Source organism: Streptomyces sp. NBC_00433 (genome assembly GCA_036015235.1).
Taxonomy (GTDB): Bacteria; Actinomycetota; Actinomycetes; order Streptomycetales; family Streptomycetaceae; genus Actinacidiphila.
On sequence record CP107926.1, the window covers coordinates 8,400,235 to 8,425,000 of the forward strand.

A 24,766-nucleotide genomic window follows, 5' to 3' on the forward strand; every position below is an offset into this window, starting at 1 on the left:
CTCACACCCCCATGTGCCGCGGTTCGTGCCGCCGGGCCGGCCGCGCCCGGGCGGCGCGGGCCGCCCGCCGCGCCCTGCGCCGCTCCCGGCGCAGGGTCCTGGCGGCGCTGCTCGGGCTGGACACCACCCCGTTGCGCTGATTCCACACCTGCCGGGTCACCCACACGTCGAGCACCGCCCAGGTGGCGACGACCGACGTCAGCACCGTGGTCAGCAGCAGCGGCGCCGACAGCCACGAGTGTCCGAGGGCGAGCACGGTGTCGGTGACCCCCTGCACCAGGGCGGCCGCGGCTGTCAGACCCGCCCGTACCGCGGCGGCCCGGACGGGGTCGGCCAACCGCGGCCTGGCGCCGGCCTCTTCCACCCAGACGGTCCGCTGTTCTAAGTCCATGAAGAGTGGCTGCCCCGAATCCTCCAGGTGCATTCCGGGGTACGTTTCGCCGCAGACCTGCCCAACCCCCCGACATACTTTCGAGTTACCGCTGAGGCGGTAGTAGGCTCACGCCGTTTAAACGAGACAGACGCCCCCTCGCGGGGGAGACGTTGGGGAGGCCATGAGCTTTCGCGGTACGACGATCCGCCGGAAGATCGTGGCGCTGCTGCTGATCCCTCTGGTGTCACTGACCTTCATCTGGGCCTTCGGCGCCATCGTGACCAGCCGTCCGCTGCTGCACCGGCCCGATGTCCAGCGGGTGCTCGACAACGTCGGCTACCCGGGCGAGGACGCGGTCCAGAGCCTCCAGCAGGAGCGCAGGGCCGCGATGATCTACGTGGCCAACACCCGGGATTCGCAGGCCAGGATCGGCTACAACAAGCAGCAGCAGGTCACCGACGCGTCGATCGCGAAGATGCGCACCCGTATCGCCGCCTCGGGCGTGCGCGGCGCGTTGCAGACCGAGGCCGGCACCCGGCTGGACACCTTCCTCAGCACCGTCGAGGGCCTCACCACGCTCCGGCAGCGCGCCGACGACGGCCGGATCAGCCGCAGCGACGTCTACGAGGCGTACAACGCGATGACCGAGCCGGCCTTCCAGCTCTTCGACTCGCTCAACCCGCACAACGACCTCACGCTGGACGCCGAGCACCACTCGGCCGTCCAGCTCGACCGGGCCCGCGACGAGGTCAGCCGCGAGGACGCGCTGATGGCCGCCGCGATCAGCACCGGGCACATCAGCGACAGCGAACTGCGGGCCTTCACCTTCGCGGTGGCCGAGCAGCGCAACTACTACGACGGCAGCCTGTGGCAGCTGTCCGACGAGGAGCGCGCGCCCTACGACACGTACTGGAAGGACGGCAACGGCAAGTCGCTGCGCTCCGCCGAGGACGCGGTGATCGCCGGCGGTGTGTCGCACGCGCCGATCGTCGCGGCCCACCTGTCCTGGCCCGGACTCGCCGCGACCACGATGGACGACCTGGGCCGGCTCGGCGCCGCCACCGACAACCAGCTCACCGACAAGCGGCCGGTCGGGACCGCCGACGTCGTGAGGGCGGCCCTGGTCATCGGCATCGGCCTGATCGCGGTGGTCTCCTCGCTGTTCGTCTCGGTACGCGTCGGCCGCGGCCTGATCAGGGACCTGACCGGGCTGCGCCGGGAGGCCCAGGAGGTCTCGGGCACCCGGCTGCCGCGGGTCATGCGGCGGCTGGCGGCAGGCGAGACGATCGACGTCGAGACCGAGGTGCCGCGGCTGGAGTACGCCGACGACGAGATCGGCCACGTCGGCAAGGCGCTCAACACCCTCCAGCGGGCCGTCGTGGAGGCCACCGTCCGGCAGAACGACCTGCGCAAGGGCGTCTCCGAGGTCTTCGTCAACCTCGCCCGCCGCAGCCAGGTGCTGCTGCACCGCCAGCTGACCCTGCTGGACGCGATGGAGCGCCGCGCCGAGGACAGTGAGGAGCTGGCCGACCTCTTCCGGCTCGACCACATGACCACCCGTATGCGCCGGCACGCCGAGGGCCTGGTCATCCTCTCCGGCGCGGCCCCGTCCCGGCAGTGGCGCAAGCCCGTGCAGCTGATGGACGTGGTCCGGGCCGCGATCGCCGAGGTCGAGGACTACGAGCGGATCGAGGTACGCCGGCTGCCGCGGCTGGCGGTCGCCGGCGCCGCGGTCGCCGACCTCACCCACCTGCTCGCCGAACTCATCGAGAACGCCGCGGTCTTCTCGCCGCCGCACACCACCGTGAAGGTGCACGGCGAGCCGGTCGCCAACGGGTTCGTGCTGGAGATCGACGACCGCGGCCTGGGCCTGACGCCCGACGCGCTGCTCGAAGCGAACCTGCGGCTCGCCGAGACACCCGAGTTCGAGCTGTCGGACACCGACCGGCTCGGCCTGTTCGTGGTCAGCCGGCTTGCCCGGCGGCACAACGTGCGGGTCTCGCTGCGGCAGTCGGCCTACGGCGGCACCACCGCGGTCGTCATGATCCCCGAGACGCTGCTCAGCGACACCGGCGAGGACACCGGCGGCACCCCGCTGCCCGGGGCCTCGCAGCCGCGCGGCCTCGACGCGGCGGGCGACACCGAGCACACGTTCCGGCAGTGGGGTCTCGAAGGCGTGGACGACATCGGCGGCGAGCGGCACAAGGAGCACGCCCCGCACCAGGAGGAGCCGCTGACCGCGGCCTTCGCCCGGGGCCTCGACGCGCTCGACGACCCGCAGGAGCCGGCCGGCGGCCCCGGTGCCGACGAGCAGGCGCCCGCGGAACCGCTGCCGCTGCCCCGCCGCCGGCCCCGTGCGGCGGCGCAGGTGCCGCGCGCCGTGACGGCCGTACCGTCGCTGCCGCGCCCGCGGCAGGAACAGCAGGAGCGGCAGGAGGCGCCCGGCGCGGCACCGGATCCGGCCGGGGACAGTGCGGACGGCGGCGTCGTGCTGCCCCGGCGGGTCAGACAGGCCAGTCTGGCACCGCAGTTGCGGGCCGAGGCGGCAGCGCGGTCCGGCTCGGCCGACAAGGAGCGTGACGGCGGCCGGGAGCGGTCCGCCGACGAGGTACGCGACCGGATGTCCGCGATCCAGCGCGGCTGGCAGCGCGGCCGGCAGGCGGCGGAGGCCGAGCCGGAAGGCGCGGCCGCACCCGACGACGACCCATCGACGACAGCACCGAGAACGACACCTGAGGGGAACGGTCGATGACTGCAGCATCGAGCCCGACACGTGAGCTGAGCTGGCTCCTGGACGACCTGGTCACGCGGGTCGCCAGTATCCGCAAGGCTCTGGTGCTGTCCGGGGACGGCCTGGCCACCGGCGCATCGGACGGCCTGACGCGAGAGGACTCGGAGCACCTGGCGGCGGTCGCCTCCGGTTTCCACAGCCTGGCCAAGGGCGTCGGCAGGCACTTCGACGCCGGCCAGGTGCGGCAGACCATCGTCGAACTGGACGACGCGTTCCTGTTCGTCACGGCGGCCGGCGACGGCAGCTGCCTCGCGGTGCTGGCCGACGCGGACTCCGACGTCGGGCAGGTGGCATACGAGATGGCCCTGCTGGTCAAGCGGGTGGGGGTCCATCTGGCCGCCGCTCCTCGGCACGGCGGCGGCACAGCACTGAGCGGCTGAGGGCCGCCGAGCGGACATGGGGTGACAGGGTGTTATGACGTCTGAATCGGACCGCTGGTACGACGACGCGGCAGGGCCGGTGGTACGGCCCTACGCGATGACACGTGGGCGTACGAGCCACGCGGCCGAGGCGAAGCTCGATCTGATCGCCCTGGTGATGGCACGGGACGAGGACGCCGACGCGGGTGTCGACGAGGACCGGACCCTGTCGCCGGAGCATCTCGACATCGTCGAGCACTGCCGGGTGCAGTCGGTGTCGGTGGCGGAGATCGCCGCCGACCTCGATCTGCCCGTCGGCGTCGTCCGGGTGCTCATCGGCGACCTGCTGGAGGCCGGGCACGTCCTGGTCCACCAGCCGGTGCCGCCGGCCGAACTGCCCGACGAGAGCATTCTGCGCGAGGTCATCAACGGCCTGCGGGCGCTCTAGCGCCCGTTAGGCTGCGGGTACACCCGTGCGACCACCCGAAGTCCGCACCTTCGCAGGGAAGTAGAAGACACATGGCCATCGCCCACGCCGACCGCCGTCGCCAGCCGTCGGCCGCGGAGCCGGTCGCGCTCAAGCTGCTGGTCGCCGGCGGCTTCGGGGTCGGCAAGACGACCCTGGTCGGCACGGTCAGCGAGATCAGGCCGCTGCGGACCGAGGAGGCGCTGAGCGAGGCCGGCCGGCCGGTCGACAACCTCGCGGGTGTGGAGGGCAAGCACACCACCACCGTGGCGATGGACTTCGGCCGGATCACGCTGCGCGAGGACCTGGTGCTCTACCTGTTCGGGACACCCGGGCAGGACCGGTTCTGGTTCCTGTGGGACGAGCTGGCACAGGGCGCGCTGGGCGCGGTGGTGCTGGCCGACACCCGGCGGCTGGAGGACTGCTTCGCGGCCGTCGACTACTTCGAGCGGCGCGGCATCCCCTTCACGGTCGCGGTGAACTGCTTCGACGGCGCCCAGCTGCACGCCCCGACCGTCGTCACCGAGGCGCTCGACCTCGACCCGGGGGTGCCGGTGGTGCTGTGCGACGCGCGGGAGCGCGAGTCGGCCAAGCAGGTGCTCATCACGGTGGTCGAGCACGCGGCGGCGGTGGCGGCCCGCCGCCGCGCGCCCGCCGCCACCTGAGGCCCCCGGCCGTCCCGCCCGCCCTGGCCCGCCGTCACCTGCGGCGGCCGGCGGGCACCTGCGGCTCGTCGTCCAGCCATCCGAAGCTGCGCTCCACGGCCTTCTTCCAGCGCCGGTATTCGCGGGTGCGCACCGCATCCGGCATGGCCGGCTTCCAGCGGGTGTCCTCCCGCCAGTGTGCCCGCAGCGCGTCGGGGCCGTCCCACACGCCGGTGGCGAGGCCGGCCGCGTAGGCGGCGCCGAGGCTGGTGGTCTCGGCGACCACCGGCCGGATCACCGGCACACCCAGCACATCGGCCTGGTGCTGCATCAGCAGCCTGTTGACGGTCATGCCGCCGTCCACCCGCAGCGCGCCGATCCGCACCCCCGAGTCGCGCTGCATGGCGTCGACCACCTCGCGGGTCTGCCAGCTGGTCGCTTCGAGGACCGCCCTGGCCAGATGCGCCTTGGTGACGTACGCGGTCAGGCCGGTGACCACGCCGCGCGCGTCGGACCGCCAGTAGGGCGCGAAGAGGCCGGAGAAGGCGGGTACGAAGTAGGCGCCGCCGTTGTCGGGGACGCTCGCGGCCAGCGGCTCGATCTCCTCCACGGTGCGGATCACGCCGAGCCGGTCGCGCAGCCACTCCACCAGCGCGCCGGTGATCGCGATGGAGCCCTCCAGGCAGTACACCGGCCGCTCGCCGCCCAGCTGGTGGGCGACGGTGGTGAGCAGGCCGCTGGCGGACGGCACCGGCCGGCCGCCGGTGTTGAGCAGCAGGAAGCTGCCGGGGCCGTAGGTGTTCTTGGCCTCGCCGAGGTCGAAGCAGGTCTGCCCGAACAGCGCGGCCTGCTGGTCGCCGAGGGCGGCGGCCACCGGCACTCCGGCGAGCCGTCCGACGGCGCGGCCGTAGACCTCGGCGGAGGGGCGGATACGCGGCAGCAGGGCCTCGGGGATGTCCATCGCGGCCAGGATCGCCGGGTCCCAGTCCAGGGTGTGCAGGTCCATGAGCAGGGTGCGTGAGGCGTTGCTGACGTCGGTGACGTGGACACCGCCCGAGGTGCCGCCGGTGAGGTTCCAGATCAGCCAGGAGTCGATGGTGCCGAAGGCGATCTCGCCGTGCTCGGCCCGGTGCCGCAGCCCCGGCACATGGTCGAGCAGCCAGGCGATCTTCGGCCCGGAGAAGTAGGGGGCCAGCGGCAGCCCCGTGGTGTCGCGGAAGCGGTCCTGCCCGTAGGTGCCGCCCAGTTCCGTGCACAGCGCGGCGGTGCGGGTGTCCTGCCAGACGATGGCATTGTGCACCGGGCGGCCGGTGGAGCGGTCCCACAGCACCACCGTCTCGCGCTGGTTGGCGATGCCGAGTGCGGTCAGCTGGTCGGGGCGCAGCCCGGCCCTGGCCAGCGCGCCCGAGGCCACGGCCTGGACCTTCGCCCAGATCTCGGTGGCGTCCTGCTCGATCCAGCCGGGCCTGGGCAGGATCTGCCGGTGCTCTCGCCGGTCGGAGGCGACGACCTGGCCCGCCGCGTCGAAGATCAGGCAGCGGGTGGAGGTGGTGCCCTGGTCGATCGCGGCCACATGGGTCGGGACGGTCTGGCTCATGTCACGCTCCCTTGCCCGGTCGGGTGACGACCGTAGGGGAATGGGCGCGCGCGGACGACCGGTGTGCGCAGCCCCCCTCCCGCCGACCGGCGTCGCACTGCCGGAAGTGTTGCCCGGCGGTGACGGAGCGTCAAGCGGTCGTGCGCCGCGGAATGTTCCGGCCGATCCCGTGGACGCTGCCGTACCCTCGTGGTACGTTCTTCTCGTAGCGAGAAATACTCAAAGTGAGAATGAAGCGCGACGGGAGGAGCGGCGGCCATGACGGAGCCCGAGGGCACACAGGCGGAGCGGGACTTCCTGGCCGGCTACGACCCGCGCGCCTTCGACCCGATCGCGGTCACCGTGGACGTGGTCGCGCTGACGCTGCGCGCGGGGCGGCTGCACGTGCTCGCCGTCGAGCGCGGCGGGCCGCCCTTCGCCGGCCGCTGGGCGCTGCCCGGCGGCTTCGTGCGGGCCGGCCGCGAATCGCTCGACGAGGCGGCGGCCCGCGAACTGGCCGAGGAGACCGGTCTGGACGCCGCCGCGCTGGACCGGGTCCACCTCGAACAGCTCGGCTCGTACGGCAGCCCGCAGCGCGACCCGCGGATGCACGTCGTCTCGGTGGCCTACCTGGCCTTCGCGCCCGGACTGCCCGACGCGCGGGCGGGCGGCGACGCGGCGGGCGCCGGCTGGCTGCCGGTCGAAGCAATATCACCGGCGGGGCAACCGGACCAGGCACGTCCGCGTCCCTTCGAGCAGGGTCGGCGGTCCGGAACCTACGGGGGTGGTACCGGCCGCCGGCCCGGATCCGGCGATGCGGGCGGCCTGGCCTTCGACCACGGCCTCATCCTCGCCGACGGCCTGGAGCGGGCCAGGGCGAAGATCGAGTACACCCCGCTGGCCACCGCCTTCCTCGGCGAGACCTTCACCGTCACCGAGCTGCGCGAGGTCTACGAGACGGTGTGGGGCGCGGAGCTGCACGCCGGGAATTTCCACCGCAAGGTGCTGTCAGTGCCCGGCTTCGTGGAGTCCACCGGCGAGACGGACTCCCGCCCCGGCAGCCGCGGCGGACCGCGCGCCCGCCTCTACCGTGCCGGGGACGCCCGGCTGCTGCACCCGGCGCTGCTGCGCCCCGACCGCGAGGCGGGGGTGCGATGAGCAGGGCCGAGCCCCGCCCGGCCGGCGCCGGCACCCGCGCCGCCGGCCCCGCCGACTTCGACGCCGCCCTCGCCGCCCTGGCCGACGGCTTCCCCGCCGACCCGGCCGAAGCCGCCGGGCACTACCGCCGCCTCGCCCTGCTGCTGCACCCCGACACGGCGCCGGCGGCCCGCACCGACCGGGCGGCCGCGGCCTTCGCCCGGCTCACCGCAGCCTGGCAGGCCCGGCACGGGACCCTCACGTCACCGCGGCACGGCTACGTCCTCGGCCCGGTGCTCGCCGAGGGCGACCTCGCCACCGTCCGCACCGCCCGCTACGGCGACCGCCGCCAGGCCGTCGTCAAGATCCCCCGCGAACCGCGGGACAACGACCTGATGGAGCACGAGGCCGACGTGCTGACCCGGCTGCGCACGGTCGGAGAGGCACGGCACCGCGCCTACGCGCCGACTCTGGTCGAGAGCTTCCGGCAGCGCCGGGACGACGGCACCGAGCGGGTGGTGAACGCGTTCGCGCCGCTCACCGGCTTCCACACCCTCGCCGAGGTCGCCGCCGCCCACCCCGGCGGGCTCGACCCGAGGGACGCCGCCTGGATGTGGCGCCGGCTGCTGACCGCGCTCGGCTGGGCGCACCGCGCCCGGCTGGTCCACGGCGCGGTCTTCCCCGAGCACGTGCTGATCCACCCCGGCATGCACGGCCTGGTGCTCGTCGACTGGTGCTACGCCACCGCGACCGGCACCGACCTGCCCGTCCTGCTGCCCCGGCACGCCGGCAGCTACCCGGCCGAGGCCCTGGCGCACCTGCCGGCGGGGCCGGCCACCGACATCCACCTCGCCGCGCTGTGCGTCGCGCAGCTGATCGGCGACCGGACACCGGCGCCGATGCGCGCCTTCCTGCGCGGCTGCACCCTGCCCGAGCAGCACCGGCGCCCGCAGGACGCCTGGCAACTGCTCGCCGAACTGGACGACCTGCTGGACCGGCTCTACGGGCCGCGCACCTTCCGGCCGTTCACGATGCCGGCCGCGCCACCGGCCTGACCGGCCCGGGAACCACACCACCACCAAGGGGGACGACCATGGGCAGCGGAAGCTGGTCCACCAACGTCTACGACGCCGCCGCGCGCTACCGCGCCGCCTCAGGCACCGACGCCTTCGCCTACAGCGACCACGTCAGGCACTCCGCGCCCCGGCACACCTGGCGCGCCCACCAGAGCCTCGACCCGCACGGCCTGACCCTCCGGGAGAGCCGCGACTCCGACGAGCACCCCGACTCCCTGGCCATCGCGGTCCTCTTCGACGTCACCGGCTCCATGGGCGGCGTCCCGCGCACCCTGCAGACCAAACTGCCCGACCTGTTCGGCCTGCTGCTGCGCAAGGGCTACGTCCGCGACCCGCAGATCCTCTTCGGCGCGGTCGGCGACGCCACCTGCGACCGGGTCCCGCTCCAGCTCGGCCAGTTCGAGTCCGACAACCGGATGGACGACGACCTCGGCAACATCCTGCTGGAGGGCGGGGGCGGCGGCCAGATGACCGAGTCCTACGAACTCGCGCTCTACGCCATGGCCCGGCACACCGCACTGGACTGCCACGAGAAGCGCGGCCGGCGCGGCTACCTCTTCCTCATCGGCGACGAGATGCCCTACGGCAAGGTCAAGGCCCGCGAGGTGCGCGACGTCCTCGGCGAGAAGATCCGGCACGACATCCCCGTCCAGGACATCCTCGCCGAGCTGAAGCGCAGATTCCACGTCCACTACATCCTCCCCGCCGGCGCCTCCTACGCCGGCAACACCGAAGTCCTCACCCTGTGGCGCCGGTTGCTCGGCCAGAACGTGATCGAGCTGGACGACCTCGACGCGGTCTGCGAGACCATCGCGCTGACCGTGGGCCTCGGCGAGGAGGCCATCGACCTGGCCACCGGCCTCGCCGACCTGGCCGACGTCGGCTCCAGCGCGGTGGACACCGTGGCACGGGCGCTGTCGGGCCGGTGATGGACGGCACCCCGGCCACCGGCGGGCCGCGGCACACCGTCGTGGTGGACCTCGGCTTCGGCGACGCGGGCAAGGGCGCCACCGTCGACCGGCTCTGCCGGTCCGGCGGTGTCGCCGCCGTCGTCCGCTACAACGGCGGCGCGCAGGCCGCGCACAATGTCGTCACCTCCGACGGCCGCCACCACACCTTCGCCCAGTTCGGCTCCGGCACCCTGCGCGGGGTGCCCACCCAGCTGTCCCGTTTCACCGCGGTGGACCCGCTCGCGCTGGCCGCCGAGGCGGACCACCTGCGCGCCCTGGGCGTGCCCGACCCCTACGCCCTGATCGGCGTCGACCGGGACGCGCCACTGACCACGCCCTACCACGCGGCGGCCAACCGGCTGCGGGAGCAGGCCAGGGGCGAGGCCCGGCACGGCTCGTGCGGGATGGGGGTGGGGGAGACCGCCCGCTACGGGCTGGCCCACCCCGGCGAGGCGCCGACCGCCGGGGACTGCGTGTCACGCCCCCGGCTGCTGCGCCGGCTGCGGCTGCTGCGTGACCGGCTCACCGACGAGCTGGGCCCGCTGGCCGCACCGCCGGTGGAGGCCTGCGCCGAGGCGTACGCGGCCTTCGCCCGTACCGTACGGCTCACCGACAGGACCCGGCTGGCCGAACTGGCCGCGCGCGGGCCGCTGGTCTTCGAGGGCGCCCAAGGGGTCCTGCTCGACGAGTGGCACGGCTTCCACCCCTTCACCACCTGGTCGACCACCACCTTCGCGCACGCCGAGACGCTGCTGGCCGAGGCGGGAGCGGCGGGCGAGGGGCTGCGGCTCGGCGTGGTGCGGACGTACACCACCCGGCACGGCCCGGGGCCGCTGGTCACCGAGGACCCCGAGCTGTCCGCGCTGCTGCCGGAGCCGCACAACGGCCACGGCCGCTGGCAGGGCGCCTTCCGCGTCGGCCACTTCGACGCGGTCGCGCACACCTACGCCGCCGAGGTCTGCGGGGGAGTGGACGCGCTGGCCGTCACCCACCTGGACGCGCCCCGCCGGTGCCGTGGCCTGCGGATCTGCCGCGCCTACGGCATCGACGGCGCCCTGGTCGAACGCCTGCCGCCCGGGGCGCCCGGCGACCTGGTGCGGCAGGCGGAGCTGACCGGGCGGATGCTGCGCGCGGCGCCCGCCCTGTGGGACACCCCGGGCAGCGACCCGCGCCACTGGAGCGAGGCGATCGGGTCACTGCTCGGGGCGCCGGTACTGCTGGAGTCCTCAGGGCCGGCCCGTCAGCGGATCAGGGAGCCGCGGTCTATCGGGAAGTCGAAGTACGTGTCGGGGAAGGTCTCGGAATCGAGCGTGTAGTGCCACCACTCCTCGGGCAGATTGGTGAAGCCCTGCGCCTGCATGGCGTTCATCAGCAGCATGCGGTTGGCGTGCTGCACGCCCTGGATCCGCGGGTCCAGGGTGTGGGCCAGGGTGTCGAAGCAGTCGTAACCGGTGCCCATGTCCAGCGAGTTGTCGGGGAAGCGCTGGTCCTTCGGCCCGTAGCACGGCGCCAGCGGCTCACCGGGCCGGTAGGGGCGGGTTGGCCTGGCCGGCAGCGGGACGATCGTCAGGTCCATGGTGCTGCCGCGGCTGTGCCCGGATTTCGCGGCGATGTAACCGTCCTCGAACAAACGGGTCTTGTCGACCTGCGGGTAGAACTCCGCCTTCATCTTCGTGTCGTCCAGGTCCTCCGCCCAGGTGACGAAGCTGTCGACGGCCCGCTGCGGCCGGTAGCAGTCGTAGACCTTGAGGGTGTAGCCGCTGCGCAGCAGCCGCACCTGCGCCCGGTGCAGCCCCTCGGCGGCGGCCCTGGTCAGGATGCACATCGGCTTGCGGTACCCGTCGATGGGCGCGCCGGTGAAGTTGTGCGGGGTGTAGTAGCGGATCTCCTGGACGATCGTCGGGTCCACGTCCCGCAGCGCGACGAACTGCGCGGGCGCCTTGGGCTCCGGAGGCGCGGGATGCCCGGCGTGCGCCTGCGCCGGGCCGCCCGCGGCGACCGCGACCAGTGTGGCGACAGCGGGGACGAGTGCTCGCAGTAAAGAGCTGAGTTTCGGCATGTCCCTGGCCTATCAGGTCCCGGGGGTGCCGCGACAGATGATCGGATACAGTCCGGGCGTGTCCGCTGCCGTTCCAGAGCCCCAGACGACGCCCCCCGTGCGCGATGCGCACTGCTCCGCGTGCGGTTCGCGCTACCCGGCCGACGCCGGCTGGCCGCGCCGCTGCCCGGCCTGCGGCACCGTCGCCTACCGCAACCCGCTGCCGGTCGCCGTCGCCCTGCTGCCGGTCCGCGGCCCGCGGGGCACCGGTCTGGTCGTCATCCGCCGCGCGATCGAGCCCAGCCGCGGGCGCCTCGCGCTGCCCGGCGGCTTCATCGACCACGGCGAGAGCTGGGAGCACGCCGTCACCCGCGAGCTGTCGGAGGAGACCGGCATCACCGCGGACGCCTCCGACGTCGTGCTCGCCGACGCCCTCACCGACGAGGCCGGCGGCTATCTGCTGCTGTTCGGACTGCTGCCGCAGCGCGACGCGGGCGAACTGCCGCCCTCGGTGGCCACCGACGAGACCGAGGGCCACCAGATCCTCACCGCACCGCAGGAGTTGGGCTTCCCGCTGCACACCCGGGCGGTCCGCCGCTGGTTCGCCGGCGGCTACGACCCGGCGCCGCGCACCCGTACGGTGTAGGCGGGCGCCGCCCCGCCGTCCCGCTCGACGGCGACGGCGCCGTCCTCCCACCGCGACACGAAGCGCTCCATCCGCGGCTTGCCCCACCCCTCGGGGTCGCCGCCGAAGACCACACCGCCGCCCGTACGCCCCTGCTGCGGAGCCCACACCTCCAGCTCCGTCGCGCCGTCCGCGCCCGCGACCGGCAGCACCGCGCCCGCCCTGGCCAGCACCGGTATCCGGCCGAGCGGCGCGTCGAGCAGCACCTGGGCGCGCCCGCGGTGCGGCTCCCCGGTCGCGGTGTCGTACCACAGCCCGCGCGGCAGCCGTACGGCCCTGGTCGTCGCGCCCGGCTCCAACACCGGTGCGACCAGCAGCGAATCGCCCAGCAGGAAGGCGTCACCGCACTCCCGCAGCGCCCGGTCGCCGGGCGAGTTCCACCACAGGGGACGCACGTACGGCGCCCCGGTGCGGTGCGCGACATGCGCGAGGGTGTCCAGATACGGCATCAGCCTGGCCCGTCCGGCCAGCGCCGCCCTGGCGTGGTCGAGCACCCGCGGGCCGAACTCCCACGGCTCCCGGCGCCCGGCGTCGATCGCCGAGTGCGTGCGGAAGAAGGGCAGATACGCGCCCAGCTGGAACCAGCGCAGATACAGCTCCGGCGACGGCGACCCGGTGAAACCGCCCACGTCGGGACCCGAGAAGGGCACCCCGCACAGGCCGAGGCCCAGCACCAGCGCCAGCGACGCCCGCAGCCCCGTCCAGCCGGTCGCCACATCGCCCGACCACGTGCCGCCGTAGCGCTGCATGCCCGCCCAGCCCGACCGGGAGAAGAGGAACGGGCGCTGCTCGGGCCGCAGTTCGCACAGGCCCTCGTATCCGGCGCGGGCCATCGCCAGCCCGTAGACGTTGTGCGCCTCGCGGTGGTCGCCGCCCCGGCCGTCCAGCGCGTGCCGGGCCGAGCGCGGCAGGGTGGCGTCACCGAAAGCGGCGAAGGACACCGGCTCGTTCATGTCGTGCCACACCCCCGCGAAGCCCTGTGCGAGCCGCTCGGCGTACAGCCCGCCCCACCACCTGCGTGCCCGGGGGTCGGTGAAGTCGGGGAAGACCGACTCGCCCGGCCACACCACGCCCCGCACCTCCTGGCCGCGCGCGTCCCGTACGAAAGCGCCCGCCGCAAGGCCCCCCTCGTAGACCGCGAGCCCCGGCTCGGCCTTCACCGCGGGGTCCACGATCGACACCAGCCGCACCCCCTGCCCGGCCAGCTCCCGCGCCAGGCCCGGCAGGTCGGGGAAGCGCCTCCGGTCGGCGGTGAAGACCCGGTGCCCGTCGAAGTGGTCGATGTCCAGGTGCAGCGCCGACAGCGGCAGCCCGCGCTCGCGGTAGCCGGCGACGACCCTGCGCACCTCCTGCTCGCTGCCGAAGCCCCACCGCGAGTGGTGCGGGCCGAGCGCCCAGCGCGGCGGCACCGCGGGCCGCCCGGTCAGCGCGGTCCAGCCGGCCATCACCCGGGACGGCGTACCGGTGATCACCCAGTAGCGCAGCGGGCCGCCGTCCATCCGCACCTCGCAGCCGCCCCGCCGGTCGTGGCCGGAGCCCGCGCCCTCCTCGCCGTCGCGCAGGGTGATCCTGCCGTCCCAGGTGTTGTCGTGGAAGACCAGGTGGCAGCCCGCGTCGGCGACCACCATCTGCACCGGCATCGTGATGTACAGCGGGTCGTCGCCGGGCTCGAAGGAGCCGCCCGGGTCGGTGTTCCACAGCCGGTAGGTGCCCGCGGCCAGCCGCGGTCCCGCGGCCCGGCCGCCCAGACCGTAGACCCGCGCGTCGGCCGGCGTCTCCGAGCGCTGCACCCAGCGCGCCAGGCCCCGCTCCTGCTGCGCGCCGACCGGGTCCCACCAGCGCGGCGGCAGCTCGCGGCGCAGCAGCCGGCCGCCGGGGGTGCGGATCTCCACCGCGCCGTGCCGCGAGATCCGCACCGTCACGCGCTCGGAGACCACACGCCAGCCGTCCGGGTCGGGTTCGAGCACCGCCCGCTCGTCGGCCTCCGGGCAGCCGCCGGCCGGCCGTTCGCGCGGCGAGCCCCACTTCGGGGTGCCCGCCACCGCGTACGACGGCTCGGGCTCCGCGCCGTCCCAGCCGCAGAAGACGGCGCCGCCGACCCCGACCCGCACCCGCAGTGCCGACCGGGCGAAGCGGACGGTGCCGCCGCCCGGCATCGGCTCGGCGTCCAGCGCCGCCCCCGGCACCCGCGCCCGCTCCGCGCCGGGCCCCGGCAGGTCGCGCGCGTCGATGCGCCGGCGGCGCCACGCCGACCTGGCAGAACGCCAACCCTGGGCGGAACCCGCCATCCGTACCGACCGCAGCAGGTCCCGAGCATCCATGGCCCCCAGCTTCTCACCGCCCACGCGCGCCACGCCGATCGTTCAGCCGGTGTTCACCTTCAGGTGCGGCCGTGCGGCCCACATATCCGGCGCCGCCTACCTGTGGGTAGCCGCCCTGGCGCGGTGGCCGCTCTCATGGCATCGTCCTGACCAGCCGTGCCGTGGACCGTTCTGGAGCCGCCCCATGACCAGCAAGACCGAAGCCGACCGAGCGCCGGAAGCCCTGTGGACCCCGGGCCCCGAACGCGTCGCCCGGGCGTCGGTGACCCGCTTCCAGCGCTGGGCGCACGAGCGGCACGGCGCCCCCGCCGTGCTGCCCGACGATCCGCAGGGCGGCTACGCGGCACTGCACGCGTGGTCGGTGCGCGAGGCCGGCACCTTCTGGCGGGCGCTCACCGAGTGGTACGACGTGCGCTTCGGCACCCCCTCCGACACCGTCCTGGCCGACGCCTCGATGCCCGGCGCCCGCTGGTTCCCCGGCGCGACCGTCAACTACGCCGAGCACGCGCTGCGGCCGGCCCTGGACGCCGCACGCGCCGACCTGCCCGCGGTGCTCCACGTCGACGAGCGCATGGAGACCGGCATCCTCAGCTGGGCCGAGCTGTCCCGGCAGGTCGCCTCGCTCGCCGCGGCGCTGCGCCGGCTCGGCGTGGCCCCCGGCGACCGGGTCAGCGGCTACCTGCCGAACATCCCGCAGGCCGCGGTCGCGCTGCTCGCCACCGCCGCGGTGGGCGGCGTGTGGACCTCCTGCGCCCCCGACTTCGGCGCCCGCAGCGTCCTGGACCGCTTCCAGCAGGTCGAACCCGTCGTCCTGTTCACCGTCGACGGCTACCGCTACGGCGGCAAGGAGCACGACAGGACCGGCGTCGTCGCCGAGACCAGGGCCGCCCTGCCGTCGCTGCGCGCGACCGTGCACATCCCGCTGCTGGGCACCCCGGCGCCCGAAGGCGCCCTGGAATGGCGGGACCTGGTGGCCGACGACCCGCGACCGGCCTACGAGCAGGTGCCCTTCGACCACCCGCTGTGGGTGCTGTACTCGTCGGGCACCACCGGACTGCCGAAGGCGATCGTCCAGTCCCAGGGCGGCATCCTGCTCGAACACCTCAAGCAGACCGGACTGCACCTCGACCTCGGCCCCGACGACCGCTTCTTCTGGTACACCTCCACCGGCTGGATGATGTGGAATTTCCTGGTGTCCGGGCTGCTGGTCGGCGCGACCGTGGTCCTCTACGACGGCAGCCCCGGCTACCCCGCGATCGAGGCGCAGTGGCGGGTCGCCGAGCAGACCGGCACCACCGTCTTCGGCACCTCGGCCGCGTATGTCATCGCCTGCCGCAAGGCCGAGGTGCACCCGGGACGCGACTTCGACCTGTCGCGGGTCAGCTGTGTCGCCACCACCGGCTCACCGCTGCCGCCCGACGGCTTCCGCTGGCTGCACGACGAGATCGCGGAGGACCTCTGGATCGCCTCGGTCAGCGGCGGCACCGATGTGTGCAGCTGCTTCGCCGGCGGTGTGCCGACGCTGCCGGTTCACGTCGGCGAGCTGCAGGCCCCGTGCCTGGGCACCGACCTCCAGGCGTGGGACGCCCAGGGCAGGCCGGTGGTGGACGAGGTCGGCGAGCTGGTGGTCACCAACCCGATGCCCTCGATGCCGGTGCGCTTCTGGAACGACCCGGACGGCGCCCGCTACCGCGACAGCTACTTCGACATGTTCCCCGGCGTGTGGCGGCACGGCGACTGGATCACCCTCACCTCGCGCGGCACCGTGGTCATCCACGGACGCTCCGACTCCACGCTCAACCGGCAGGGCGTGCGCATGGGTTCCGCCGACATCTACGAGGTCGTCGAGCGCCTCCCGGAGATCCGCGAGTCACTGGTCATCGGTATCGAGGAGCCGGACGGCGGCTACTGGATGCCGCTGTTCGTCCAGCTCGCGGAGGGCGAGGAGCTGACCGACGAGCTGCGCGGCCGGGTCAACGGCGCGATCCGCGCCCAGCTGTCGCCGCGCCACGTGCCCGACGAGATCATCGCGGTGCCCGGCGTCCCGCACACCCTCACCGGCAAGCGGATCGAGGTCCCGGTCAAGCGGCTGCTCCAGGGCGCGGAGCTGGACAAGGCCGTCAATCCCGGCTCGGTGGACGATCTCGACGTGCTGCGCCACTACGAGCGGCTGGGCGCGGAACGCGCCGCAGGCCGCTCGTAGCGGCGTCCCCGTGGGAGGGTCAGCCCTTGTAGCCGGCGAAGATCTTCGAGAAGTCGTAGGGCGCCTGCGCGACGTTGGTGCACTTGTACAGCGCCCCGTTGCAGGCGTTGGCGTCCCTGCCCTCCTCCCAGAAGGCCAGCATGCCCAGGTGCTTGCCCTGCGCGAAGGAGACCAGCTGGCGGGCGTCGGACTGGTCGTAGACGTGCCCGTCGTCGTTCTGGCCGAGCATCGGCGTCACCCCGAGCATCGCCCACAGCTGGGCGTCGGACTTCGCCGGGTAGAGCGACTTGAGCTGCGCCTCGGTGCTGGTGGCCGCCTGGACGGCCGCGTCGCCGTAGTCGGTGCTGCGGTAGTAGTCCATGGCCATCACGTTGACCATGTCGAGGTTCACCCCGGCGTTCTTGGCGGAGGTGACCACGTTGACGCCGTCCGAGGTGAGGCCCTCGGGCAGCACCGGCAGGGTCAGCGAGATCCGCAGGTTCGGGTGGGTCTGCTGGAGCTTGGCCAGGGCCTGGGAGCGCAGCGAGATCGACGCGGGTTCCGCGACCGCGGCGCCCTCGATGTCGAAGTCGACGTAGGTGAGCCGGTAGGCGTCCACGACAGCGGAGTATTCGGCGGCGAGGGCGCTCACCGACGAGCAGGCCTGGGCGAGTTCGATGCCGCCGGCACCGCCGAAGGACACCTTCACGTCGCCGCCGGCCGCCCTGATGGCGTCGATCTGGTCCTTGGCCCACGCCTGGCGCGGGTCGTAGGCGTTGAACCAGCTCGCCTTGCAGCCGGCCGAGGTGACGAAGCCCAGCGTGAAGCTCTTGACCCCGCCGGCCTGTGACATCGAGGTGAGGCCGGGGGTGGGCCAGGCGCCCATGTCCACGTAGGGCGCCGTGTGGACCGGTCCGGCGCTGGGATTGCCGCCGCCACCGGTGGTGCCGCCGCTGGTCGTGCCGGCGGTGGTGCCGCTCGTGGTGCCGGTGGTGGTCCCCGTGCTCGTACCGCCGCTGGTGCCCGCGGTGGTGCCGCCGGTGCTCGCGCCCGGGTCGCAGGAGCCGCCGTTCAGCTTGCAGCCGGCCGGCACACCGCTGCCCGCGCCGACCCAGCCGAAGGCCGCGGAGGCGCCGGGCGCGACCGTGCCGTTGTAGTCGCGGTTGGTGAAGGTGTAGTGCGTGCCGCTCTGGGTGAGCAGCGCGTCCCAGTAGCTGCCGACACTGCTGCCGGCCGGCAGGTCGAACTCGACCTTCCACGAACCGAGCGTGGACGTACCGCTGTTGGTGATCGTGTACTGGGCCTGGTAGCCGCTGCCCCAGTCCGCGGTCTTGACGAAGGCCGCCCCCGCGCCGCCCGCCGCGGAGGCGGTCGGGACGAGGAAGAGGACGAGCGTGCCGAAGAGCGCGAGGAGCAGGATGAGGGATCTTCGCATGGCCGGACTCCCTTTGGTCTGTACCAATGTCCCCCCGGACACTGGATACTTGACCCGCGCCGACCCCGTCAAGGGTGCCCGCACCGGCTCCGCCTGCAACTGACGTGCCGTCAACCGCCGTACGTGTCCGCGGCCTCGGCCAGCACACCGGCGAAGTCAGCCGCCAGCCGGGCGGTGTCCGGCCCCGCCAGATCCGCGGTGGTGATCCGCACCCCCGGCCCGGCGGCGATTCGGAAACGCGCACCGCCCGCCACCCACCAGCCGCGCGACCGCAGCCCGTTGACCACCGCGGACTCGTCCTGCACCGGCACCCACACGTTCAGCCCGCTCGCGCCCTGCGCCCCGATCCCGTAGCCGTCGAGCGCCCCGATCAGCGCCTCGCGCCGCTCGCGGTAGGCCGTCGCCGCGGCGGCCACCAGCGCGTCGGTGGCCGGATCGGTCATCAGCCGCACCACCGTCTCCTGGAGCACATGGCTGATCCAGCCCGAGGTCAGCAGCAGCCGGCCGTCGTGCCGGGCCAGCGTGGTCGCGTCGCCGGCCATCGCCGCCCAGCGCAGGTCGGTGCCCAGGTGCTTGGAGACGGTCCGGACATGCGCCCAGCGCGCCGGACCGTCCGCGCCCGCCGTCACCAGCGACCGCAACGGCCCGCCGGCGGTGTCCGCGCTGTGGTCGTCCTCCACGACCAGCACCTCGGGCGCCTCGGCAAGCACCGCGAGCAGGTCGGCCCTGCGCTGCGCCGACACACGTGAGCCGTACGCGTTCTGCGCCCGCGGACACAGCACCACCGCCCGCGCCCCGGCCCGCAGCGCCGACCGCAGCCCCTCGGGCCGCAGCCCCTCGTCGTCCACCGGCACCGCGACCGTACGCAGGCCCAACGCCGTTATGAGATCGAGCAGATGGTGGAAGCCGGGGTCCTCCGTGGCGACCGCGTCCCCCGGCCGCAGCTCCACCGACAGCAGCCGCGCGATGCAGTCGAGCGCCCCGTGCGCGAAGGTCACGTGTTCCTCGGGCACCCCGTCCCGCGCGAACCAGGCGCGGGACAGCTCCTCCAGCTCCGCCAGCCGCGGCGACGCCCGGTGCGAGCGCGCGCCCGGCGACAGGCGGCCGGGCGGCACCAGATCGGGCAGGAAGGCCGGATCAGGATGGCCGCCCGCCAGGTCGCGCAGCCCTTCCGGCACCCGCGGCGGCCGCCGCGAGGTCACCACGGGCGCCGGCGCCACCACCGTGCCGCCCCGCCCCCTGGTCACCACGATGCCGCGGCGCCGCAGCTCCTTGTACGCCGTCGCCACCGTCCCCGGGCTCACCCCGAGCGCGTCCGCCAGGGCGCGCACCGGCGGCAGGCTCTCACCCGGCCGCAACCTGCCCTCGGTGACCGCGTGTTCGGCGGAGGCGGAAATCTCCCTGGCCGTCGCACCCTGGATCGCATATTGTGTCGGCACAGAGTTGATTATGTATCAATACAAACGCGATGGCAAGCGCCGGCCGACGGCACACCACCGCCGATCCGAGGACGTGACGCCGTGCAGGGGGCACCGATGAGGGAACGGGCACAACGGGCACTGAGGATGCCGGAGATACCCGGCGGCCCCGACGGGCGGCGGATGCTCTGGATCAATCTGGTCGACAAGATCGGCTCCGGCCTGTGGGTCTCGGTCACCGCCCTCTACTTCGTCGTCGTCGCGGGCCTCGACACCGGCAGCACCGGACTCCTGCTCGGCCTCGGCGGCGTCGCCGGCATCGCGGGCGCCCCCCTCGCCGGGCGCCTCGCCGACCGACTGCCGCTGACCCGCGTGCTGTTCGCCGTCCAGGTCCTGCGCGCCGCCTCCGGCCTGCTGCTGCTGGCCGCCCACGGCTTCTGGCAACTCCTGCCGCTGGTCGCCCTCGGCAGCCTCGGCGAACGCTCCGCCTCCGTCCTCACCAAGCTCTTCGCCGCCCGCGTCGCCGGCCAGGACCGCCCCCGCTACCAGGCCGTCCAGCGCACCGTCGTCAACCTCGGCTACACCGTCGGCGGCCTCGCCGCCTCCGCCGCCCTGGCCTTCGGCGCCACCGCCGTCTACCGCGTCCTGCTCCTCGGCGACGGCCTGTCCTTCGTCCTCGTCGCCCTGCTGGTCGCCCGCTGCGGGGAACCGCCCTCCGCGACCAGGACCGTCGTCGCCCACCCGGCTTCCCCGGCAGGCCCCCGCGCCGTCGAGGCCCCGCGCCCCGCCAACCCCTGGCGCGACGGCGGCTACCTCGGCTACGCCGCACTCGACTCGGTCATGTTCCTCTACGGATGCGCGCTCACCGTCGGCCTCCCGCTGTGGATCGTCACCCGCACCACCGCACCGCACGGCCTGGCCGCCGCGGTCTTCGTCATCAACACCGTGCTGGTCGTCCTCCTCCAGGTCCGGCTCTCCCGCTACGGCGGTTCGGCGCGCGTCGCCGCGAACTCGCTGCGCCAGGTCGCCGTCTGGTTCCTGCTGTCCTGCGCCGCCACCGCCGTCGCCGTCCTGCACACCCGATGGGCCGCGACCGCCGCCGTGGTGGCCGCCGCCGTCGCCTTCACCGTGGTCGAGATGATCCAGTCCGCCGTCTCCTGGGAACTCTCCGTCTGCCTCGCCCCCGCACAGGCCCAGGGCGACTACGTCGGAGTGCACGGCCTCGCGCAGTCCACCTCCCGCTGCGTCGGCCCGCTGCTGCTCACCGCGGTGGTGATCGCCGCCGGACCGGCCGGCTGGATCGGCCTCGGCGTCCTGCTGGCCGGCGCCGCGCTGCTCCAGCGCCACCTCGTCCTGCGCCGCCTCGACCGGCAGCCCCGGACCGTCGCGGAGGCCCCGTTGTCAGTGGCTCCGATTACAGTCGGTGATCAGTAGGGATCGCTCGGATCCGCGTACAGGGGGAAAGATGTCACGCACCAGCAGCACAGAGAACAGCAGCCGCGGCAGCAGCGCCGGGAAGCGCACCGGCGCCCGCAGGACCGACCGCAACCGCACCGGACGCGGCAAAGCAGCACGTCAGAGCGACCGCCGACCACCGGGACGCACCGCCTACCGCCGCGCCATGCGCCGCGAAGCACCCACCGTCGTCGGACTGCTGCTCGACGACCACGACTTCGCCGTCATGACCGGCTATCCGAGCTTCCCCTTCCGTGACTACGGACTGTATCTGCACCACCTGGACGGGCTGCTCCGCTCCCTGCACGCCCAGGGCACCAGCGTCGCCGTCACCCTCTTCGACCCCGAGCGGTACGCCGACCACTGCGCCGACACCCGCCGACCCCCGGACACCCCCGCCTCCCGCATCCACTACACGGCCGCGGTCAGCACCACGGGACCCGCCGTCCCCTACACCCGGCAGCCCCTCGCACTGCTGCGCGTCCAACTCGCCCACGAGGCGGCCCTCCGCGCCACCTGGGACCGCGCAGGCGACATCCTCACCGCCGCCGGCCAGTGCCCCGACTGCGAAGGGCCGCTCGCCCACTGCGCCTTCGACCTCGCCTCGCACACCCTGCTGCGGATCGTCGAAGCCGCGGGCCCCGGCACCCACCACTTCGTGTGCAGCCTCCCCGCCGCCGACGGGGACCCGCTGCTCGCCGCCGCCCACATCACCGCGGACCCCGACGGAGACATGCACGTCTCCGACACCGAAGCCCTCGTGCTCTGCACGGTCATGGCCGCCGCCCGCATCGCCACCCGCCCCGGCGGCCTGGTCCTGCGCACCACCGACAGCGAGGGGACCGACACCGTCTACGGCTGGTCCCTGCACCCGGACGGCCCCCACCCGCTCACCGAGGCCGAGGTCTTCAACGCCTACTGCACCGACCCCGACACCGGCGACCCCGTGCCGCCCGAAGGCGGAGTGCGCTACCGGGCAGGCCTCCCACTGCCACCACCCCTGCCGGGCGACTACTAGCCGGGCAGAAGATGACGCCCGCGCGCCGGGGTGCGCCGCGGCGCCGACGGGCCGGGCAGCCGGCAAGCGGGAAGGGCGCCCCACCCCGAGGTGAAGCGCCCTTCCCGATGACTCCCGCGCGCCCCTGACCCGGGCGGCGGCTACTCGCCGGACAACACGCCCTGGACGGCCCGCCGCGCCTCGTCCGCGCTGTCGGTCGCCCGCGCGGCGGCCGCCGCACGCTCGCACTGCGCCAGCGTGAACTTCGCCAGCGTCGCCCGCACATACGGAATCGACGCCGCACCCATCGAAAGGCTGGTGATGCCCAGACCCGTCAGCACACACGCGAGCAGCGGATCCGCCGCCGCCTCACCGCACACACCGCAGCTCTTCCCCTCGGCCTTGGCCGCCTCCGCGGCCTGCGCCACCAGGTCGAGCAGCGCGGGCTGCCACGGGTCCTGCCACCGCGCCACCGCGCCCACCTGCCGGTCGGCGGCGAAGGTGTACTGCGCCAGGTCGTTCGTGCCCAGCGAAAGGAACTCCACCTCCTGCAGGATCGACCGGGCCCGCAGGGCGGCCGACGGGATCTCCACCATCGCGCCGAACTTCGCCGCGAGACCCGCAGCGCGGCACGCCTCGGCGAACGCCTTCGCGTCCTGGCGGTCCGCCACCATCGGCGCCATGACCTCCAGATAGACCGGCAGGCCGGCCGAAGCCGTGGCCAGCGCCCGCAGCTGGGTGTTCAGCACCTCCGGGTGGTCGAGCAGCGAGCGCAGCCCCCGCACACCCAGCGCCGGGTTCGGCTCGTCCGCCGGCGTCAGGAAGTCCAGCGGCTTGTCCGCGCCCGCGTCCAGCACCCGCACCACGACCCGGCCGCCGGGGAAGGCCTCCAGCACCTGCCGGTAGGCCTCGACCTGCTTCTCCTCCGACGGCGCGTTCGCGGAGTCGTCGAGGAAGAGGAATTCGGTACGGAAGAGCCCCACGCCCTCCGCGCCCGCCGCCACCGCGGCCGGCACATCCGCGGGACCGCCGACATTCGCCAGCAGCGGCACCTTGTGCCCGTCCGACGTGGCACCAGGACCGGACGCCGCCGCCAGCGCCGCCTTGCGCTCGGCGGCCGCCTCGGTCAGCGCGGCCTGCCTCTCCGCGCTCGGTTCCACGAAGACCTCACCCGTACTGCCGTCCACCGCGACGACCGTCCCCTCGGACAGCTCACCCGCGCCCGGCAGCGCCACCACAGCGGGCACACCCAGCGCACGCGCCAGGATCGCGCTGTGGCTGGTCGGCCCGCCCTCCTCGGTGACGAAGCCGAGCACCAGCGCCGGGTCGAGCAGCGCCGTGTCCGCCGGCGCCAGGTCCCGCGCGATCAGTACATACGGCTCGTCGCTGTCCGGCACCCCCGGCATCGGCACACCCAGCAGCCGCGCCACGATGCGGTTCCGCACGTCATCGAGGTCCGCCACCCGCCCGGCCAGGTAGTCCCCGGCGCCGGCGAGCAGAGCCCGGTAAGAGGCGAAGGCGTCGTAGACGGCACGCTCCGCCGTGCTCCCCACCGCGACCCGCCGCTCGACGTCGGCCATCAGCTCCGGGTCCAGCGCCATCAGCGACTGGGCTTCGAGCACCGCCTGCGCCTCACCGCCGGCCAGGTTCCCGCGGGCGTTGAGGTCGGCCGCCACCGCCTCCACCGCCTGCCGCGCGCGCCCCTGCTCGCGAGCGGTGTCCCCGGACGCGATCTGCTTGGCCGGCGGCTCCAGGACCGCCGTGCCCATGTGCCGTACCTCGCCGATCGCCACACCGTGGCTGACACCGACACCCTGCAGCGTCGTCTCCATGAGTCCCCGCCCTACTTCCAGCTGAAAAGGGTGTCGCCGGCCGCCACCTCGGCGGCCTCGACCAGATCCGCCAGCGCCTCGGCGGTGGCCTCCAGCGCGACCACCGGGCAGATCGGCGACTTCCCCAACGCCTCCACGGCCGCCGGGTCCCAGCCCACGACCGCCTGACCGCGGGCGACGGTGTCGCCCTTGGAGACCAGCAGCTCGAAGCCCTCGCCATTGAGCTGAACAGTGTCGATGCCAAGATGGATCAGCACACCGTGGCCGGCGTCGTCCACGACGACAAAGGCGTGCGGGTGCAGGGAGACGATCACTCCGTCGACCGGAGACACCGCCTCACCGGGCTCGCGCACCGGGTCGATCGCCGTGCCGGGACCCACCATCGCTCCGGAGAAGACGGGGTCGGGCACCGCTGCGAGCCCGATGACCCGGCCGGCGAGGGGAGACGAAACGGTCGTCATGGGGGAAGCCTCCTAGATGCGGAGATCACAACGCCGTCACAGCCTGTCACGGGACGGCGAGCCGCGACAGCAGCCTAAGTCATGGCAAGTAGGGATTCCGCCCGAGGCGTACCTCCTGCACACCCGTCCGGATCCCCACCCCCGATTTGCCCCGTGCGGGGGAGTCCAGTAGGTTGGCACGACCGCCTCGACGAGACCCGCGGAAACGTGTGCGCTCGGAACGGGGTTGGTAATTCCGACCGAATAGCTTCTGCTAAAGTCGGAGACACAACGAAGGGAAAGCCCGGAGGGGCCGGTGAAACGGTCTCGAAGGAAGCTTCCGTTCCTTGAGAACTCAACAGCGTGCCAAAAGTCAACGCCAGTTATGTTGATACCCCGTCGCGTACCTCTTGTGGGTGCGTGATGAGGTTCCTTTGAAGAAAAAACACACAGCGAGGACGCTGTGCACCTGGGGATTATTCCTCCCTGGGTGCCGCTCTTGCGTGGTGGACCGGGATATCCCGGATGCATTCACGGAGAGTTTGATCCTGGCTCAGGACGAACGCTGGCGGCGTGCTTAACACATGCAAG

At 73.5% G+C, this 24,766-nt stretch carries 20 protein-coding genes and 1 rRNA gene (1 of these 21 cut by a window edge); 13 read left to right on the forward strand and 8 right to left on the reverse strand.

All coding sequences use genetic code 11. The features are described from left to right. Position 1 precedes the first annotated feature (1 nt). Positions 2–391, reverse strand: coding sequence for a hypothetical protein (locus tag OG900_36350; protein WUH95092.1), 390 nt, complete (start codon positions 389–391; stop codon positions 2–4). 163 nt (positions 392–554) lie between these two features. On the opposite strand from OG900_36350, the gene OG900_36355 reads away from it, so the two are divergent. The 4 genes from OG900_36355 (at position 555) to OG900_36370 (ending at position 4,654) form a co-directional block, all read left to right on the forward strand. Then, entirely contained in the window at positions 555–3,125 is a 2,571-nt protein-coding gene (locus OG900_36355; protein ID WUH95093.1) for a nitrate- and nitrite sensing domain-containing protein, read from the forward strand. Beyond that, positions 3,122–3,544, forward strand: coding sequence for a roadblock/LC7 domain-containing protein (locus tag OG900_36360; GenBank protein ID WUH95094.1), 423 nt, complete (start codon positions 3,122–3,124; stop codon positions 3,542–3,544). The genes OG900_36355 and OG900_36360 overlap by 4 nt, the downstream gene beginning before the upstream one ends. Positions 3,545–3,578: 34 nt before the next feature. Beyond that, complete coding sequence (locus tag OG900_36365; protein ID WUH95095.1) at positions 3,579–3,971, forward strand: DUF742 domain-containing protein; 393 nt, start codon at positions 3,579–3,581, stop codon at positions 3,969–3,971. A 71-nt stretch (positions 3,972–4,042) separates the two neighbouring features. Next, positions 4,043–4,654: an ATP/GTP-binding protein gene (locus OG900_36370; protein ID WUH95096.1), complete on the forward strand. Its 612-nt coding sequence runs from the start codon at positions 4,043–4,045 to the stop codon at positions 4,652–4,654. 34 nt (positions 4,655–4,688) lie between these two features. On the opposite strand, the gene glpK is transcribed toward OG900_36370, so the two are convergent. Further along, positions 4,689–6,230, reverse strand: coding sequence for a glycerol kinase GlpK (gene glpK / locus OG900_36375; protein ID WUH95097.1), 1,542 nt, complete (start codon positions 6,228–6,230; stop codon positions 4,689–4,691). Between the two features lie 258 nt (positions 6,231–6,488). On the opposite strand from glpK, the gene OG900_36380 reads away from it, so the two are divergent. The 4 genes from OG900_36380 to OG900_36395 are packed head-to-tail and all read left to right on the forward strand — an operon-like array spanning position 6,489 to position 10,688. Next, positions 6,489–7,367, forward strand: coding sequence for an NUDIX domain-containing protein (locus OG900_36380; protein WUH95098.1), 879 nt, complete (start codon positions 6,489–6,491; stop codon positions 7,365–7,367). Next, positions 7,364–8,401, forward strand: coding sequence for a molecular chaperone DnaJ (locus OG900_36385; protein WUH95099.1), 1,038 nt, complete (start codon positions 7,364–7,366; stop codon positions 8,399–8,401). Before OG900_36380 ends, OG900_36385 begins: the two co-directional genes overlap by 4 nt. A 38-nt stretch (positions 8,402–8,439) precedes the next feature. Beyond that, positions 8,440–9,351, forward strand: a complete 912-nt coding sequence (locus tag OG900_36390; protein WUH95100.1) for a hypothetical protein — start codon at positions 8,440–8,442, stop codon at positions 9,349–9,351. Beyond that, a complete protein-coding gene (locus OG900_36395) occupies positions 9,351–10,688 on the forward strand; it encodes an adenylosuccinate synthetase (GenBank protein ID WUH95101.1) in 1,338 nt (445 codons plus the stop codon). The genes OG900_36390 and OG900_36395 overlap by 1 nt, the downstream gene beginning before the upstream one ends. Here OG900_36395 and OG900_36400 read toward each other — a convergent pair. Beyond that, positions 10,613–11,431: a M15 family metallopeptidase gene (locus tag OG900_36400; GenBank protein WUH95102.1), complete on the reverse strand. Its 819-nt coding sequence runs from the start codon at positions 11,429–11,431 to the stop codon at positions 10,613–10,615. The two genes, OG900_36395 and OG900_36400, sit on opposite strands and share 76 nt — an antisense overlap. A gap of 37 nt (positions 11,432–11,468) precedes the next feature. Here OG900_36400 and OG900_36405 point away from each other — a divergent pair, with 37 nt between their 5' ends. Further along, entirely contained in the window at positions 11,469–12,056 is a 588-nt protein-coding gene (locus OG900_36405) for an NUDIX domain-containing protein (protein ID WUH95103.1), read from the forward strand. Here the strand turns inward: OG900_36405 and OG900_36410 are convergent. Beyond that, positions 12,023–14,416, reverse strand: a complete 2,394-nt coding sequence (locus OG900_36410; protein WUH95104.1) for a glycoside hydrolase family 31 protein — start codon at positions 14,414–14,416, stop codon at positions 12,023–12,025. The genes OG900_36405 and OG900_36410 overlap by 34 nt on opposite strands. A gap of 184 nt (positions 14,417–14,600) precedes the next feature. Between OG900_36410 and OG900_36415 the strand changes: the two genes are divergently transcribed. After that, on the forward strand, positions 14,601–16,619 hold the full coding sequence (locus OG900_36415) for an acetoacetate--CoA ligase (GenBank protein ID WUH95105.1): 2,019 nt from the start codon (positions 14,601–14,603) through the stop codon (positions 16,617–16,619). 19 nt (positions 16,620–16,638) lie between these two features. On the opposite strand, the gene OG900_36420 is transcribed toward OG900_36415, so the two are convergent. Beyond that, positions 16,639–18,033, reverse strand: a complete 1,395-nt coding sequence (locus OG900_36420; GenBank protein ID WUH95106.1) for a cellulose binding domain-containing protein — start codon at positions 18,031–18,033, stop codon at positions 16,639–16,641. 110 nt (positions 18,034–18,143) lie between these two features. Then, positions 18,144–19,472, reverse strand: coding sequence for an aminotransferase class I/II-fold pyridoxal phosphate-dependent enzyme (locus tag OG900_36425; GenBank protein WUH95107.1), 1,329 nt, complete (start codon positions 19,470–19,472; stop codon positions 18,144–18,146). Positions 19,473–19,598: 126 nt separating this feature from the next. Between OG900_36425 and OG900_36430 the strand changes: the two genes are divergently transcribed. Beyond that, entirely contained in the window at positions 19,599–20,885 is a 1,287-nt protein-coding gene (locus tag OG900_36430; GenBank protein ID WUH95108.1) for an MFS transporter, read from the forward strand. A 31-nt stretch (positions 20,886–20,916) separates the two neighbouring features. Further along, positions 20,917–21,924, forward strand: coding sequence for a hypothetical protein (locus OG900_36435; protein ID WUH95109.1), 1,008 nt, complete (start codon positions 20,917–20,919; stop codon positions 21,922–21,924). Positions 21,925–22,064: 140 nt separating this feature from the next. On the opposite strand, the gene ptsP is transcribed toward OG900_36435, so the two are convergent. Further along, on the reverse strand, positions 22,065–23,735 hold the full coding sequence (gene ptsP, locus OG900_36440; protein WUH95110.1) for a phosphoenolpyruvate--protein phosphotransferase: 1,671 nt from the start codon (positions 23,733–23,735) through the stop codon (positions 22,065–22,067). 11 nt (positions 23,736–23,746) lie between these two features. Further along, entirely contained in the window at positions 23,747–24,196 is a 450-nt protein-coding gene (locus OG900_36445; protein WUH95111.1) for a PTS glucose transporter subunit IIA, read from the reverse strand. A 509-nt stretch (positions 24,197–24,705) separates the two neighbouring features. On the opposite strand from OG900_36445, the gene OG900_36450 reads away from it, so the two are divergent. Next, positions 24,706–24,766, forward strand: a 16S ribosomal RNA gene (locus OG900_36450); it runs 1,464 nt beyond the window's last position.